The organism is Streptomyces viridiviolaceus, from assembly GCF_014650995.1.
GTDB lineage: Bacteria > Actinomycetota > Actinomycetes > Streptomycetales > Streptomycetaceae > Streptomyces > Streptomyces viridiviolaceus.
Genome location: NZ_BMWA01000022.1, coordinates 75,412 through 89,166, shown reverse-complemented (window position 1 = coordinate 89,166; position 13,755 = coordinate 75,412). Strand labels below are relative to the sequence as shown.

Genomic DNA, 13,755 nt, shown 5'->3' with positions numbered 1-13,755 from the left:
GCGGGCGCCCAGGGAGGGTGAGCCCACCGCCGACGCATGCGGGCCCCCGAGGGGCGCGAGCCACCGCCGGCCCGTGCGAGCGCCCAGGGAGGGTGATCCCACCGCCGACGCATGCGGGCCCCCGAGGGGCGTGAGCCACCGTCGGCGTGGGTGCGGGCCGGGGGTGGGTCGCGCGGTCCGGCGCTGACGGGGTGCCGCCGCGCCCACCCGTGCTGCCCCTGGGGGTACCTCCCAGGCCGTTCAGGCACTGGGGGAGGCACGACTGCCCGCGGTTACGCGGCAAGGCGGCGCGGCCGCGCGGTGACGCGGCGCGGCGGCCCGCGGGCACCGCGACGGCGCGGCAGTCGCGTACGGCGAGAAGGGGACGTGCCGGGGGGTGTCCGCCCGCAGCGGTTGGCGCGTCAACGCCAGTCAGATGGTCACCCACCGATTCCGCGCCGTTCCGAGGACGGACACCCCCCGGCACGGCCCCGACCCACCACACAACCGAAAGCGCTACCCGCACCCCCGACCACCCGCACAGGCCGCCGCAGGCACCACCACCGCACCCGCACAGGCCGCCGCAGGCACCCCGCCCAAGCGCCGCAGGCACCCGCAGGCGTCAGCCCGCGTCCGGGCGACCCCCGATCCAGTCCTGGACGGCACGGCTCCGGCCGGACCAGCGCCGGTCGTGGCGGTAGGCGCGCAGGCGGGCCTTGGCGCGGGCACGCGGGCGGCGGCCGTAGAAGCGGCGGGACCAGGGCGACCCGGGCCGGGCCAGGCGGACGGCACCGACCAGCGCGACGACGGGCACGATCACGCCGAAGATCGCCATCCGGGCCTTCCCCTTGCTCAGGGCGAGCAGGGACAACAGGAAGTTGCCCGCGACGAAGGCGATGACGCCGGCACGGTTCTGCAACTCGTCCTCGGAGAGGCCGTCGACGCCGAACGGCGTGAACCCGGCGAGGACCAGACCGACCAGGGACGCGGTGACCACCACGACCTCCACGCTCTTGCGGCCGGCCTCGGTCCAGTAGACGTCGTCGAGGTGCAGGATCAGCGCGAACTCGTCGAGGACGAGGCCCGCTCCGACACCGAAGACCACCGCGCTCAGCGCGGACCCGAAGCCGTGCCGCCCGCCCGCGACCGCGCCGAAACCGCCGACAACGGTGAGGACGACCCCGGGAACGACGTGGTGGATGTGCACCCCGCCCGCCTCGACGTTGCCGAAGGGACCCTTGCCCGCCCGGATGAGCCGGGTGACGACCCGCGTGATCACGAACGTGAGCACGAAGGCCGTGAGGGCGAGAAGCAGCGGGAGTTTGCCCGGTTCGACGATGTTCCGATGCCACCAATCTCCCATATGCGCACCTTATCCCCGACCGCGGACGGCGCCCCGCTGACCGCCGGGTAGTCTGCGCCGGTGCTCAGCTCCCCCTCCTGCCACGGCCTGCGTTTCGCCTTCGGCACCCTCACCGTGCTCCGGGTCGAGGTGACCCGCTGGGACCGGCGGGCCGCGCGCGGCGGCATGCTGTGCGCGCCGCTGGCCGGGCTGGTGGTCGGCGTCCTGGCCGCCGCCGTCGGGCTCCTGCTGCTGATCGCGGGCGCCGGCACGCCGCTCGCCGCCGTCGCCACGGCCGCCGTCCCGGCGGCGCTGACCCGGGGACTGCACCTGGACGGGCTGGCCGACACCGCGGACGGGCTCGGCAGCGCCAAGCCCGCCGAGGACGCGCTGCGCATCATGAAGCAGTCGGACATCGGCCCGTTCGGCGTGCTCACCCTGGTGTTCGTGCTGCTCGCGCAGGTGGCCGCGCTCGCCCGGGCCTACGACCACTCCTGGGCGCTGGGCGCGCTCGCCGCCGTCGTCTCGGCGACCGCCGCCCGGCTCGCGCTGACCGTGGCGGCCCGGTCCGGAGTGCCGGCCGCCCGTCCGGAGGGCCTGGGCGCCGCGGTCGCCGGGGTGGTCCCGAGGGTCGGGGCGCTGGGCGTGGCCGCGGCCGTCACGGGGGCCGCGGCCGCGGCGGGCGCGTTCTCCGGGCCGTACGCCGCGGCGCGGGCCGCGCTCGCGGTGGTCCTCGCCGTCGCCGTCGCCGAACTGCTGCTGCGCACCTGTGTCCGCCGCTTCGGCGGGGTCACCGGTGACGTCTTCGGCGCAGTCGCGGAGACGGCGGCCACGACCGCGCTGGTGGTGCTGGCCCTCGGCTGAGCCCGAGACCCGGACCGAGGCCGGGACCGAGGCCGGGACCGAGGCCGGGACTTGGGCCGAGGCCGGGACTCGGGCGAGGCCGGGGTCGGGCCGGGCCACGTCTCAGCAGGCCCGGCGCCACGCCCCCAGTTCGTACTTCTTCAGCAGTGAACTCAGCTTCAGCTCACGGGACTCGGCGCAGAACCGGCTGGTCGGCAGCTCGTACTCGACGTGGAAGACCGCCTTGTCCGCGTCGGTGAACGGCTTCAGCTCCGCGCACTCGCCGTACTGCGCGCACTGTTCGTTGACCGCGAAGTCGAAGTCGTCCACCAGCTCCGGGATCTGGTCCAGGTCGTTCTTCAGGCCGACCGCCATGCCCCGGTCGTGGGCGAGCTTCGCGATCAGCCGGTTGTAGCGGAGCTGGTCCTCGGCGGTCAGCGGGAAGCCGGTCTCGTTCCTGTAGCCGTCCATGTTGTCCGGCTCCACCGCGTCGAAGCCCTTCTCGCGGCACATGTCGATGCGCTCGGCCATCAGCGGCTCCAGGACGTCGGTCCGGCGGATGTCCAGCCAGCGCTCGCCCTCCCAGCCGTTGCCGCGGCCCAGCACCGATTCGGGGAACTTCTCCGCGTCGGGCCGGAAGTCCTCCCAGGCGCCGGTGGACAGGTAGCAGATGACCTTGCGGCCGTCGTCGTGCAGGGCGGCGACCGTGGACCCGGGGTGGTCGAAGCCGTCGATGTCGTAGACCGGCACGTCGACGGAGGTGTCGAGCCTGCCGCTGAGCTGCCACTGCCAGTCCGTGCCGGCCCGCGGCTGCCAGCGGTCGCCGCCGCCGTCCGGCTTGTCGTCGGGCGCCGAGGTGCAGGCCGTGAGGAGCAGGAGAAGGGCTATGAGCAGGGCCGGGCGTCTCATCGGGCGGGCTCCAGGGTGTGCGGCGACGTACACCGAGGATGATCTCCCACACCGGAAGGCGGCTTCGCCGCCACCGGAGGGTGAACCCACGGGAATGAGCGGACGCGACCGCGAGCGTAGGCTCGTGCCACGTGTCCACCTGCCCAGGTGGAGACCGCATCGCAGGAGGGATCTAGGGTCGGTTGTCGGGCCCGGTCGACCCACCCGCATTCGGCCACACCAGACTTATACGGAAGCGAGAATTCACCACCGTGACTGCTCTCACTCTCAGCACCGCCGCGGCGGCCGGCCTGCGGGCCGACGCGATCGTGATCGGTGTCGCCAAGGGCGCCAAGGGACCGCTCGTCGCACCGGGCGCCGAGGCCGTGGACCAGGCGTACGACGGCCGTCTCGCCGGCGTCCTGGAGACCCTCGGCGCGTCCGGCGCCGAGGGCGAGGTGACGAAGCTGCCCGCGCCGTCCGGCTTCAAGGCACCCCTCGTGGTGGCGGTGGGCCTCGGCACCGAGCCCGAGAAGGACGCCGGGTACGACGCCGAGGCGCTGCGCCAGGCCGCCGGTGTCGCCGCCCGCACCCTGACCGGCGTCAAGAAGGCCGCCTTCGCCCTGCCGCTCACCGACGCCGCCGACGCGGCGGCCGTCGCCGAGGGCGTGCTGCTCGGCGCGTACTCCTTCGACACGTACAAGGAGAAGGGCTCCGGCCCCCGCGCCAAGAACGGCAAGGCCCCGCTCGCCGAGGCCGCGCTGCTCGGCGGCAAGCCCCGCGACAAGGCGTACAAGGCGGCCCTGGAGCGCGCCACCGCCGTCTCCGAGGAGCTGAACCGCGCCCGCGACCTGATCAACATGCCGCCGAACGACCTCGACCCCGAGGCGTTCGCGGGGATCGCACAGGCCGCCGCCAAGGAGCACGGCATCAAGGTGCAGGTGCTCGACGAGAAGGCGCTCGCCAAGGGCGGCTACGGCGGCATCCTGGGCGTCGGCTCCGGCTCGGCGTCGGGTCCGCGCCTGGTGAAGCTGTCGTACACCTCGCCCAAGGCCACGAAGTCCCTCGCCTTCGTCGGCAAGGGCATCACGTACGACTCGGGCGGCATCTCGCTGAAGCCGGCCGGGCACAACGAGACGATGAAGTGCGACATGAGCGGCGCCGCCGCCGTGTTCGCCGCGGTCGTCGCCGCAGCCCGCCTCGGCCTGGAGGTCAACGTCACCGGCTGGCTGGCGCTGGCCGAGAACATGCCCTCGGGTTCCGCCACCCGTCCCGGCGACGTGCTGCGCATGTACAGCGGCAAGACCGTCGAGGTGCTCAACACCGACGCCGAGGGCCGGCTCGTCCTCGCCGACGCTCTGTGGGCGGCCTCGCAGGAGAAGCCGGACGCCATCGTGGACGTGGCGACGCTGACCGGCGCGATGATGCTGGCGCTGGGCAGCCGCACCTTCGGGATCATGGCGAACGACGACGCGTTCCGCACCGCGGTGCACGAGGCCGCGGAGGAGGTCGGCGAGCCGGCGTGGCCGATGCCGCTGCCGGAGCACCTGCGCAAGGGCATGGACTCGGCGACCGCCGACATCGCCAACATGGGCGAGCGCATGGGCGGCGGCCTGGTGGCCGGTCTGTTCCTGCGCGAGTTCGTCGGCGAGGGCATCACCTGGGCGCACCTGGACATCGCAGGTCCGGCCTTCAACGAGGGCGGTCCGTTCGGTTACACGCCGAAGGGCGGCACGGGAACCGCCGTGCGAACGCTCGTGCGTCTGGCGGAGCTGACCGCGGCGGGCGACCTGGGCTGAGCCGCCCAGGAGCCCGGCGGGTTCCGCCCCGGCGCGGCTGCGGGGGGCGTGGGGGCTGATCGCGCGGCTCCCCGCGCCCCTTCGGGCCGGGCCGCGGCCGCCCTCGTTCGCAGGTGAGCGTGCGGGGGCCGGCCGCACCCACGCGGCCGAGCCGCTGATCGGACACAGCCGCGCACCCCTGGCGGCGCTGTCCCACGGCCCGTCATCGACGAACGTGGGACGTCTCACACACCGGCCCCACGTCTCGTCCGCCTCTCACAGGTGCGAAGATGGGGCTCGGCAGGACAGGGCCCCACCTAAGGGCCGAAGAACGAGCGGCCGGACACCAGCCGCCTGCCGGTCACCGACGACCGGCGTACGGCGCACATGCATGGAGGACGTGACGTGGCGAACGACGCCAGCACCGTTTTCGACCTAGTGATCCTCGGCGGTGGTAGCGGTGGTTACGCCGCGGCCCTGCGCGGGGCGCAGCTGGGCCTGGACGTCGCCCTGATCGAGAAGGACAAGGTCGGCGGCACCTGCCTGCACCGGGGTTGCATCCCCACCAAGGCCCTGCTGCACGCGGGCGAGATCGCCGACCAGGCCCGCGAGAGCGAGCAGTTCGGCGTGAAGGCCACCTTCGAGGGCATCGACGTACCGGCCGTCCACAAGTACAAGGACGACGTGATCTCGGGCCTGTACAAGGGCCTGCAGGGTCTGATCGCCTCGCGCAAGGTGACCTACATCGAGGGTGAGGGCCGGCTGTCCTCGCCGACCTCCGTGGATGTGAACGGTCAGCGGATCCAGGGCCGCCACGTCCTGCTGGCGACCGGCTCCGTGCCGAAGTCGCTGCCGGGCCTGGAGATCGACGGCGACCGGATCATCTCCTCCGACCACGCCCTCGTCCTCGACCGCGTGCCGAAGTCGGCCATCATCCTGGGCGGCGGCGTCATCGGCGTCGAGTTCGCCTCCGCGTGGAAGTCCTTCGGCACCGACGTCACCATCGTCGAGGGCCTGAAGCACCTCGTCCCGGTCGAGGACGAGAACAGCTCCAAGCTCCTGGAGCGCGCGTTCCGCAAGCGGGGCATCAAGTTCAACCTGGGCACCTTCTTCGAGAAGGCCGAGTACACCCAGGACGGCGTCAAGGTCACCCTGGCCGACGGCAAGGAGTTCGAGGCCGAGGTCCTCCTCGTCGCCATCGGCCGCGGCCCGGTCTCGCAGGGCCTGGGCTACGAGGAGGCCGGGGTCGCCATGGACCGCGGTTACGTCCTCGTCGACGAGTACATGCGGACCAACGTCCCGACGATCTCCGCCGTCGGTGACCTCGTTCCGACCCTTCAGCTCGCGCACGTCGGCTTCGCCGAGGGCATCCTGGTGGCGGAGCGCCTGGCCGGTCTGAAGACCGTGCCGATCGACTACGACGGCGTGCCGCGGGTGACGTACTGCCACCCGGAGGTCGCCTCCGTCGGCATCACCGAGGCCAAGGCCAAGGAGGTCTACGGCGCGGACAAGGTCGTCGCTCTGAAGTACAACCTGGCGGGCAACGGCAAGAGCAAGATCCTGAAGACCGCGGGCGAGATCAAGCTCGTGCAGGTCAAGGACGGTGCCGTGGTCGGCGTCCACATGGTCGGCGACCGCATGGGCGAGCAGGTCGGCGAGGCCCAGCTGATCTACAACTGGGAGGCGCTGCCGGCCGAGGTGGCCCAGCTCATCCACGCCCACCCGACGCAGAACGAGGCGCTCGGCGAGGCGCACCTGGCCCTGGCCGGCAAGCCGCTGCACTCCCACGACTGACCACCCTCGGTCACTGGGCGCGACGACACAGACTTCCGCAATTCGTAAGGAGCAACCGAAACCATGGCGGTTTCCGTAACCCTTCCGGCGCTCGGCGAGAGCGTCACCGAGGGCACCGTCACCCGCTGGCTGAAGGCCGAGGGTGAGCGCGTCGAGGCCGACGAGCCGCTGCTCGAGGTCTCCACCGACAAGGTCGACACCGAGATCCCGGCCCCCGCCTCCGGCGTGCTGTCCTCCATCAAGGTCGCCGAGGACGAGACCGTCGAGGTCGGCGCCGAGCTGGCGCTGATCGACGACGGCAGCGGCGCCCCGGCGGCCGAGGCCGCCCCGGCCGCCCAGCAGGTCGCCGAGCCGGCTCCCGAGCCGGCCCAGGCCGCCCCCTCCACCGAGCAGGCCGCCCCGGCGCCCGCTCCGACCGCCGAGGCCGCTGCCGGCGGCGGCGCCGCCGAGGGCACGGACGTGGTCCTGCCCGCGCTCGGCGAGTCCGTCACCGAGGGCACCGTCACCCGCTGGCTGAAGTCGGTCGGCGACACCGTCGAGGCCGACGAGCCGCTGCTCGAGGTCTCCACCGACAAGGTCGACACCGAGATCCCGGCGCCCGCCTCGGGCACGCTGCTGGAGATCGTGGTCGGCGAGGACGAGACCGCCGAGGTCGGCGCCAAGCTCGCCGTCATCGGCGAGGCCGGTGCCGCTCCGGCCGCCGCCCCGGCCCCGGCCGCTCCGGCGCCCGCCGCCGAGGCCCCGGCCGCCCCTGCGGCTCCGGCGCAGCCGGCCGCGCCGGCTCCCGCCGCTCCGGCCCCGGCCCCGGCCGCTGCCGCACCGGCTCCGACCCCGGCCGCTGCCGCACCGGCTCCGGCGCAGCCGGCCGCGCCGGCCGCCCCGGCTCCCGCGCCGGCCGCCCCGGCTCCCGCGCCGGCCGCTCCGGCTCCGGTCACCCCGGCTCCGGCCGCACCGGCCGCCGCCCAGGCGACCGACGAGGGCGCCTACGTCACCCCGCTGGTGCGCAAGCTCGCCGCCGAGAACGGCGTCGACCTGTCCACCGTCAAGGGCACCGGCGTCGGCGGCCGCATCCGCAAGCAGGACGTCCTCGCCGCCGCCGAGGCCGCGAAGGCCGCCGCCCCCGCTCCGGCCGCCGCTGCCGCCGCGCCCGCCGCGAAGAAGGCCCCCGTCCTGGAGGTCTCCCCGCTGCGTGGCCAGACCGTCAAGATGCCGCGCATCCGCAAGGTCATCGGCGACAACATGGTCAAGGCGCTGCACGAGCAGGCCCAGCTGTCGTCGGTCGTCGAGGTCGACGTCACCCGCCTGATGAAGCTGCGCGCCCGGGCCAAGGACGCGTTCGCGGCCCGTGAGGGCGTCAAGCTCTCCCCGATGCCGTTCTTCGTCAAGGCCGCGGCCCAGGCGCTGAAGGCCCACCCGGCCATCAACGCCAAGATCAACGAGGCCGAGGGGACCATCACCTACTTCGACACCGAGCACATCGGTATCGCGGTGGACTCCGAGAAGGGCCTGATGACCCCGGTCATCAAGAACGCCGGCGACCTCAACATCGCCGGCATCGCCAAGGCCACGGCCGAGCTGGCGGGCAAGGTCCGGAACAACAAGATCACGCCGGACGAGCTGGCCGGCGGGACCTTCACCATCAGCAACACCGGTTCGCGCGGCGCGCTGTTCGACACGATCATCGTGCCGCCGGGCCAGGTCGCCATCCTCGGCATCGGCGCCACGGTCAAGCGCCCGGCCGTCATCGAGACGGAGGAGGGCACGGTCATCGGCGTCCGCGACATGACGTACCTGACCCTGTCCTACGACCACCGCCTGGTGGACGGCGCCGACGCCGCCCGCTACCTGACGGCGGTCAAGGCGATCCTGGAGGCGGGCGAGTTCGAGGTCGAGCTCGGCCTGTGATCGCCTCTCGGTGATCCCTCTGCCTGCGGGCTTGTACGGTGCCCTCGTCCGGAACCCTCCGGGCGGGGGCACCGCCCGTTTCGGCTGCCGCGCGCCGTGTAAGTCTCGTCTCACCTGCGTGAAAGCGCCCCCGTGCGCCCTTCCCGCTCGGCGTGACGGCCGTATTGTCTAAACGTCAAACGCCCCAGGGGGCCGCAATGGGCCCCTCCCGAAGGAGCCCTCATGACCGCGCCCGTCGTCCACTCGCTGCGCGAACAGATCCGCGAGCACATCCTGGAAGGGATCATCAGCGGACGCTGGCAGCCGGGCGAGCGGATCGTGGAGCGCCGGATCGCCACCGAGCTGGAGGTCAGCCAGACGCCCGTGCGGGAGGCGCTGCGCGAGCTGGAGTCGCTCCGGCTGATCGAGTCGGCGCCCAACAAGGGCGTGCGGGTGCGGAATCTGACCGCCGCCGACCTGGAGGAGAGCTACCCGGTCCGGGCCGGTCTGGAGGCCATCGCGGCGGAGCTGGCGGCGGACCGGCTCGCCGTGGACTGCTCGGCCCTGGAGCCGCACGTGGCCGCGCTGTACGAGGCGGACCGGCTGTCCGACGGCACGGCCCAGGTGCGCCACACGGTCGGGTTCCACCGGGAGCTGGTGCGGGCGGCCGGCAACTCGGTGCTGCTGCACACCTGGGAGGGGCTGGGCATCGAGGTGTTCACCGCGCTGTCGATACGGTGGCTGGGCACGGTGCAGCAGTCCTACGCGGAGGAGCACGAGGAGCTGGTCGAGGCGTTCCGTCGCCGGGATCCGAGGATCCCCGAGATCGTGAAGGCCCACGTCCTCGGCTGCGCGCCCCGCGCCTGACGGTTCTCCCCCCGGCCGCCCCTTCCTGTCCCTGGGGGCTGCGCCCCTTCAGGGGCGCGGGCGGTATGGATGTGCGGCTCCGCCGCGTGGGCGCGGACCACCACGGCACACCCGCACCCGCCACGCAACCGGACCACCCGAGCTCACCGCGCTCACCTGCGAGAACCCCCGGATTCCAAGGTCACCCCGTGCCATCGCCGGAGGCACCGCGTGCCGACTTTCTCGCAATCAAGAGGTTTTGGGCCTCAACCCTTTGATCGATCATCGATCAGGGAGTTACAGTCACCGACGGGCTTCCACCAGAGCCCCACTGCCCTGTCCTGCCAAAGACCTAGGGCACCCCCGAACCCCTTGACGATGAGGGAACCCCCTTCGACTGAGGAAGGCGGCGACATGACCGACCCCAACGCCATCCAGCCGAGCGAGCTCGACCAGCTCCCGGACCGCGACCCCGAGGAGACCGCCGAGTGGCGGGCCTCCCTGGACGCCGTCACCAAGGCGGCCGGGCCGCACCGTGCCGCGTACCTGATGCGCCGCACGCTGGAGCGCGCCGAGGGCGCCGGCATCGCGCTGCCGAAGCTCCTCGAGACCGACTACGTCAACACCATCCCGACCGCCGCCGAGCCCGTGGTGGACGGCGACGAGGAGATGGAGTCCCGGATCACCGCCTGGAACCGCTGGAACGCGGCGGCGATGGTGACCCGCGGCAGCAAATACGGCGTCGGCGGCCACATCGCCACCTTCGCCTCCGCGGCCTGGCTGTACGAGACCGGCTTCAACCACTTCTTCAAGGGCAAGGAGGCGGACGGCTCCGGCGACCAGCTCTACATCCAGGGCCACGCCTCCCCCGGCATCTACGCCCGCGCCTTCCTCGACGGCCGGCTGACCGAGGAGCAGCTCGACAACTTCCGCCGCGAGGCCGGCGGCAACGGCCTGCCGTCGTACCCGCACCCGCGCCGCCTGCCCTGGCTGTGGGAGTTCCCGACCGTCTCCATGGGTCTGGGCCCGCTGTCCGCCATCTACCAGGCGCGCTTCAACCGCTACCTGGCCGCCCGCGGCATCAAGGACACCTCCGCCTCGCACGTGTGGGCGTTCCTCGGCGACGGTGAGATGGACGAGCCCGAGTCGACGGCGGCCCTCGCGCTCGCCGCCCGCGAGGAACTGGACAACCTCACCTTCGTCATCAACTGCAACCTGCAGCGCCTGGACGGCCCGGTCCGCGCCAACTTCAAGATCGTGCAGGAACTGGAGGCCCAGTTCCGCGGCGCCGGCTGGAACGTGGTCAAGTCGCTGTGGGGCACGGCCTGGGACGAGCTGTTCCAGCTGGACACCACGGGCGCGCTGCTGCGCCGGCTGCGCCAGGTACCGGACGCGCAGATCCAGACGTACCAGACCCGCGACGCCGCCTACATCCGCCAGGACTTCTTCGGCGCCGACCCGGCGCTGGTGGAGATGGCGAAGCTGCTGAGCGACGACAAGATCCTCGAGTGCTTCCACACCTCCCGTGGCGGCCACGAGTCCCGCAAGGTCTACGCCGCGTACAAGGCGGCGCTCTCGCACAAGGGCGCGCCGACCGTGATCCTGGCCCAGACGGTCAAGGGCCACACCCTCGGTGAGGGCTTCGCGTCCAAGAACGCCAACCACCAGATGAAGAAGCTGACGGTGGACGAGTTCAAGGCGATGCGCGACCGCCTCGGCCTGCCGATCAAGGACAGCGACTTCGTCGACGGCGTGGTCCCCTACGGCCACCCCGGCGCCGACGCCCCCGAGGTCCGCTACCTCCAGGAGCGCCGCGCCGCCCTCGGCGGTCCGGCCCCGGCCCGCCGCGTCCACCCGGTCGCGCCGCTGCCCGCGCCCGCCGACAAGGCGTTCGCGGCGTTCGACAAGGGCTCCGGCTCGCAGAACGTGGCCACCACCATGGCGTTCGTCCGCCTGGTCAAGGACCTGGTCCGCGACAAGGAGACCGGCAAGCGCTGGGTGCCGATCGTCCCCGACGAGGCGCGCACCTTCGGCATGGAGAGCCTGTTCCCGTCGCTGGGCATCTACTCGCCCAAGGGCCAGACGTACGAGCCGGTCGACCGCGACCAGCTGATGTACTACAAGGAGGCCACCAACGGCCAGATCCTCAACGAGGGGATCACCGAGGCCGGTTCGATGGCCGACTTCATCGCCGCTTCCACGTCGTACGCGACGCACGGCGAGGCGATGATCCCGTTCTACATCTTCTACTCGATGTTCGGCTGGCAGCGCACGGCCGACCAGATGTGGCAGCTCGGCGACCAGCTCGGCCGCGGCTTCCTGGTCGGCGCCACCGCGGGCCGCACCACGCTGACCGGCGAGGGCCTGCAGCACGCCGACGGCCACTCCCCGGCCATCGCGGCGACCAACCCCGCCGCGCTGACCTACGACCCGGCGTTCGCCTACGAGGTCGCGACGATCGTCAAGGACGGTCTGCGCCGCATGTACGGCGAGGCGGCCCCGGGCGAGGACCCGAACGTCTTCTACTACCTGACCGTCTACAACGAGCCGCTGCCGCAGCCCGCGAAGCCGCAGGGCCTCGGCATCGACGAGGGCATCGTCAAGGGCCTGTACCGCTTCAACACGGCGGAGTCGGCGGGCCTGACCCCGGCGGCGAACGCCCCGCGGATCCAGCTGCTCGGCTCGGGTACGGCGATCCACTGGGCGCTCAAGGCACAGCAGCTGCTCGCCGAGGAGTGGGGCGTGGCCGCCGACGTGTGGTCCGCGACCTCCTGGACGGAGCTGCGCCGGGACGCGATGGAGGCCGACGCGGCGCTGCTGCGCGGCGAGGAGCGGGTGCCGTACGTCCGCCAGGCGCTCCAGGGCGCCGAGGGCCCCGTGCTGGCCGTGTCCGACTACATGCGTCAGGTCCCGGACCAGATCGCGCAGTGGGTGGAGCAGGACTGGTCCTCGCTGGGCGCCGACGGCTTCGGCCTGTCGGACACCCGTGAGGCGGCCCGCCGCCACTTCGGCGTCGACGCCGAGTCCATCGTGGTCGCGGCCCTGGCCCAGCTCGCGCGGCGCGGCGAGGTCAAGGCGACGGCCGTGAAGGAGGCGCGGGACCGCTACGGCCTGTGAGGCCCGGCAGTCATCGGGAGGCCCTCGCTTCGGCGGGGGCCTCCGTCATGATGTTGGGCATGCGCGCTGCCCGTCTGATCAAAATGGTGCTGCTGCTCCAGTCCCGGCCCGCCATGACCGCCGCCGAGCTCGCCCGTGAGCTGGAGGTTTCGGAGCGCACCGTCACACGGGACGCGCAGGCGCTGTCGGAGGCGGGAGTGCCGGTGTACGCGGAGCGGGGCCGGGCCGGTGGTTACCGGCTGATCGGCGGGTACCGCACCCGGCTGACCGGACTGGCCCGGGGCGAGGCCGAGGCGCTGTTCCTGTCCGGGGTGCCGGGGGCGCTGCGCGAGATGGGCCTGGAGGACGCGGCCTCGGCGGCCCGTCTGAAGGTGTCGGCCGCCCTGCTCCCCTCCCTGCGGGACGCCTCCCGGACGGCGGCCCAGAGGTTCCACCTGGACGCGCCGAACTGGTTCCGGGAGCCCCGGACACCCGAACTGCTGCCGACGGTCGCGGACGCGGTGTGGGACGACCGGAGGATCACCGTGCGCTACCGGCGCAGGGGCGCGCAGCCGCGGGGTCGCGCTGACGCCGGGGCGTCCCGGGGGCGGAGCGCCGACGTCGCGGAGGAGGAGGTCGGCCGGGAGCTGGAGCCGTACGGGCTCGTGCTGAAGGCGGGGGTCTGGTACCTGTGTGCGCGGGTGGCGGGCGGCGGGTCGTTCCGGGTGTACCGGATCGACCGGTTCACGGCCGTCGACGCGGGTGAGGAGCGGTTCGCCCGGGACGAGGAGTTCGACCTGCCCGCGTTCTGGGCGGAGCGCGCCGAGCAGTTCGCGCGGTCGATCCTGCGGGCGGAGGTCGTGGTGCGGCTCTCCGCGGAGGGCGTGCGCAGACTGCCGCACGTCATGGACCCGCCGGCCGTACGCGAGGCGCTGGACGCCGTCGGCGCCCCGGACGGGGACGGCTGGGTGACGCTGACGCTGCCCGTGGAGTCCGAGGAGGTCGCGCACACCCAGCTGACGGCGCTCGGACCGGAGGTGGAGGCGCTGGCGCCCGAGGGCCTGCGGCAGCGGTTGGCACAGGACGCCCGGCGGCTCGCCGCGCTGTACCGGGACGGGGGCCGGCCCGGCGCACCCGTACCCCCGCAATCCGGCAATACATGACCGACACCAACGAGCCGACCCGGCACACCCGCCGGCTCGCCCCGCCGCACCCGGACGAGGGCCGACCCGGCGCACCCGTACCCCCGCAATCCGGCAATACATGACCGACACCAATGAGCCGACCCGGCACACCCGCCGGCTC

At 72.9% G+C, this 13,755-nt stretch carries 9 protein-coding genes; 7 read left to right on the top strand and 2 right to left on the bottom strand.

Annotated features, from left to right (window positions below; genetic code table 11):
* Positions 1-601 precede the first annotated feature (601 nt).
* Positions 602-1,342 (bottom strand): hypothetical protein, encoded by a 741-nt coding sequence (locus IE260_RS28905; protein ID WP_189877110.1) that lies wholly within the window; start codon positions 1,340-1,342, stop codon positions 602-604.
* Positions 1,343-1,402: 60 nt separating this feature from the next.
* Here IE260_RS28905 and IE260_RS28900 point away from each other — a divergent pair, with 60 nt between their 5' ends.
* The gene (locus IE260_RS28900; RefSeq protein ID WP_189877108.1) at positions 1,403-2,185 is read left to right on the top strand and encodes an adenosylcobinamide-GDP ribazoletransferase; all 783 of its coding nucleotides are present in this window, start codon (positions 1,403-1,405) and stop codon (positions 2,183-2,185) included.
* A gap of 102 nt (positions 2,186-2,287) precedes the next feature.
* Here IE260_RS28900 and IE260_RS28895 read toward each other — a convergent pair whose 3' ends face one another.
* Positions 2,288-3,073: an endo alpha-1,4 polygalactosaminidase gene (locus IE260_RS28895; protein WP_189877106.1), complete on the bottom strand. Its 786-nt coding sequence runs from the start codon at positions 3,071-3,073 to the stop codon at positions 2,288-2,290.
* A 251-nt stretch (positions 3,074-3,324) separates the two neighbouring features.
* Between IE260_RS28895 and IE260_RS28890 the strand changes: the two genes are divergently transcribed.
* From IE260_RS28890 to IE260_RS28865, 6 genes are all read left to right on the top strand, one after another.
* Positions 3,325-4,851 carry a leucyl aminopeptidase gene (locus IE260_RS28890; RefSeq protein ID WP_189877104.1) on the top strand — a complete coding sequence of 509 codons (1,527 nt, stop codon included), beginning with the start codon at positions 3,325-3,327 and terminating at the stop codon, positions 4,849-4,851.
* A 384-nt stretch (positions 4,852-5,235) separates the two neighbouring features.
* Positions 5,236-6,624 (top strand): dihydrolipoyl dehydrogenase, encoded by a 1,389-nt coding sequence (lpdA, locus tag IE260_RS28885; protein WP_189877103.1) that lies wholly within the window; start codon positions 5,236-5,238, stop codon positions 6,622-6,624.
* 63 nt (positions 6,625-6,687) lie between these two features.
* Positions 6,688-8,529 carry a 2-oxoglutarate dehydrogenase, E2 component, dihydrolipoamide succinyltransferase gene (gene sucB / locus IE260_RS28880; protein ID WP_189877101.1) on the top strand — a complete coding sequence of 614 codons (1,842 nt, stop codon included), beginning with the start codon at positions 6,688-6,690 and terminating at the stop codon, positions 8,527-8,529.
* A 222-nt stretch (positions 8,530-8,751) separates the two neighbouring features.
* Positions 8,752-9,375 (top strand): GntR family transcriptional regulator, encoded by a 624-nt coding sequence (locus tag IE260_RS28875; RefSeq protein WP_189877099.1) that lies wholly within the window; start codon positions 8,752-8,754, stop codon positions 9,373-9,375.
* Between the two features lie 393 nt (positions 9,376-9,768).
* Positions 9,769-12,471, top strand: a complete 2,703-nt coding sequence (gene aceE, locus IE260_RS28870; protein ID WP_189877097.1) for a pyruvate dehydrogenase (acetyl-transferring), homodimeric type — start codon at positions 9,769-9,771, stop codon at positions 12,469-12,471.
* Between the two features lie 59 nt (positions 12,472-12,530).
* Positions 12,531-13,613 (top strand): helix-turn-helix transcriptional regulator, encoded by a 1,083-nt coding sequence (locus tag IE260_RS28865; protein WP_189877095.1) that lies wholly within the window; start codon positions 12,531-12,533, stop codon positions 13,611-13,613.
* The last annotated feature ends 142 nt before the right edge of the window (positions 13,614-13,755 follow it).

What these genes read in the sequence shown, in the direction of transcription:
- sucB (WP_189877101.1), top strand. Translation starts at nt 6,688, where the DNA reads ATGGCGGTTTCCGTAACCCTTCCGGCGCTCGGCGAGAGCGTCACCGAG.
- IE260_RS28865 (WP_189877095.1), top strand. Translation starts at nt 12,531, where the DNA reads ATGCGCGCTGCCCGTCTGATCAAAATGGTGCTGCTGCTCCAGTCCCGG.
- IE260_RS28895 (WP_189877106.1), bottom strand. Translation starts at nt 3,073, where the DNA reads ATGAGACGCCCGGCCCTGCTCATAGCCCTTCTCCTGCTCCTCACGGCC.
- IE260_RS28905 (WP_189877110.1), bottom strand. Translation starts at nt 1,342, where the DNA reads ATGGGAGATTGGTGGCATCGGAACATCGTCGAACCGGGCAAACTCCCG.
- aceE (WP_189877097.1), top strand. Translation starts at nt 9,769, where the DNA reads ATGACCGACCCCAACGCCATCCAGCCGAGCGAGCTCGACCAGCTCCCG.
- IE260_RS28875 (WP_189877099.1), top strand. Translation starts at nt 8,752, where the DNA reads ATGACCGCGCCCGTCGTCCACTCGCTGCGCGAACAGATCCGCGAGCAC.